Annotated in this window: 2 protein-coding genes; both read left to right on the forward strand. The window is 77.2% G+C overall.

The genetic code is table 11. The features are described 5' to 3' along the window. Positions 1-1085: aminotransferase class V-fold PLP-dependent enzyme (locus HMPREF3159_RS11160; RefSeq protein ID WP_070501089.1), on the forward strand; the 1085-nt coding region annotated here is incomplete at its 5' end. After that, on the forward strand, positions 1085-2160 hold a 1076-nt coding region (locus HMPREF3159_RS11165; RefSeq protein WP_246821620.1), incomplete at its 3' end, for a GTP-binding protein. The genes HMPREF3159_RS11160 and HMPREF3159_RS11165, both read left to right, overlap by 1 nt.

Consider the following 2160-nt stretch of genomic DNA (forward strand, 5'->3'; position numbering starts at 1 on the left):
CCCGGGCCGCGCTGCTCGCCGCCTGCCCCGCGGCGGGGGATGCGCTCGTGGTGAACAACGGCGCGGCCGCCCTGCTGCTGGCCACGACGGCGCTCGCCGCGGGCCGCGAACTGCTGTGGAGCCGCGGGGAGCTCGTCGAGATCGGGGCCGGGTTCCGGCTCGCGGAGCTCGTCGCCTCCGCCGGGGCGCGGGTGCGGGAGGTCGGCACCACCAATCGCACCCATGCGAGCGACTACCGCGACGCGCTCACCTCAGGCACCGGCGGGGACCCGGGCGCCGCCGCCGCGGGGCCGAGCGCCGACGCACGGACCGCAGGCCCAGCGCCCGTCGGCGCGATCCTCAAGGTCCACACCAGCAACTACCGCATCGAGGGCTTCACCAGCGAGGTCGGGATCGCCGAGCTCGCCGCGCTCGCGCACGAGCACGGACTGCCGCTGATCGCCGATCTCGGCTCGGGACTGCTGCGCCCCGAGCCCGCTCTGCCCGACGAACCCGATGCCGCCTCGGCCCTCGCCGCGGGGGCCGACGTGGTCATCACCAGCGGAGACAAGCTCCTCGGCGGTCCTCAGGCCGGGATCCTGCTGGGTCGACGCGAGGTGATCGCGCGCCTCGCCCGCCACCCGCTGGCCCGTGCGGTCCGCGCCGACAAGCTCGCGCTCGCCGCGATCGAGGCGACCCTCGCCGGACCCGTCCCGCCCGTCCTCACGGCGCTGCGCACCGACCCGGACACGCTGCGGGAGCGGACCGACGCGCTCGCCGCCCGGCTCGACGGCCGCGCTATCGCCCATGACGGCCGCGTCGGCGGCGGGGGAGGGGCCGAGGTGCCGCTGCCCGGCTGGGCGATCGCGCTCGAGGAGGAGCTCGCCGCGGAGCTCCGCACCGGGGACCCGGCCGTCGTCGGCACCGTCCAGGGCGGCGCGTGCCTGCTGGACCTGCGCTGCGTGCCCGCCGAGGACGAGGACACGCTGGTCGGCGCCGTCGCCGCGGCGCGGGAACGGCTGCGCGTCCGCGAGGACCGCCCTCGCCCCGAGCGCGCCTCCGCGCACGCCTCCGCGCAGGATGCTGAGCAGGACCCCGGGCGATGATGCAGGTCATCGCCACCGCCGGGCACGTCGACCACGGCAAGTCCACCCTGATCCGCGCGCTGACCGGCATCGAGCCGGACCGCCTCGCCGAGGAGAAGCGGCGCGGCCTCACGATCGACCTCGGCTTCGCCTGGACCGTCCTGCCCTCCGGCCGGGAGGTCTCCTTCGTCGACGTGCCCGGCCACGAGCGGTTCCTCGGCAACATGCTCGCGGGCATCGGCCCCGCCCCGATCGTCTGCTTCGTCGTCGCGGCCGACGAGGGCTGGCAGGCCCAGTCCAGCGACCATCGCGACGCCGTCGCCGCCCTCGGCATCGACCAGGGCCTGCTCGTGATCACCCGCGCCGACCTCGCCCCGGACAGGGTCCCGGAGGTCATCGCCCAGGCCCGCACGGAGCTCGCCGGCACCGGACTCGCCGCCGCGCCCGCCCTCGCGGTCTCCGCCGTGACCGGGGAGGGGATGGACGCGCTGCGCGAGGGGCTCGACGAGCTCGTCGCCGCCGCACGCCGTCCCGACGCCGGGCAGCGGGTGCGGCTGTGGGTGGACCGCGCCTTCACCGTCTCCGGCGCCGGCACCGTGATCACCGGGACCCTCGCCGCGGGCACCCTGCACCGCGAGGACCGGCTGGCGCTGATCGGCACGCACGGCGGCGCAGAGCCCGGAGACCAGGGGACCGAGGTGCAGGTCCGCGGTCTGCAGTCCCGCGGTGGACAGCTCGCCGAGCTCGGCCCCGTCAGCCGCGCCGCGGTGAACCTCCGCGGCGTCGACGCGGAGCAGGTCGGTCGCGGCGATGCGCTGATCACCCCCGGGGCGTGGCACCTCAGCACCCAGGTCGACGTGCGCCGCACCACCGGCGAGGACCTCGTGGGCGCCCCGGGCGAGCTGATCGCCCACCTCGGCACCGCCCAGGTCACCGCCCGGGTGCGACCCTTCGGCGAGGAGCATGCCCGGCTCACCCTCGAGCGTCCGCTGCCGCTGGCCGTCGGCGATGCGCTCGTGCTGCGCGGCAGCGGCAGCCACGCCGTGCGCACCGGGGTGCGCGTCCTCGACGTCGACCCGCCCGCCCTGGCGCGGCG

This window comes from Brachybacterium sp. HMSC06H03 (assembly GCF_001807385.1).
GTDB classification, from domain to species: Bacteria; Actinomycetota; Actinomycetes; order Actinomycetales; family Dermabacteraceae; genus Brachybacterium; species Brachybacterium conglomeratum.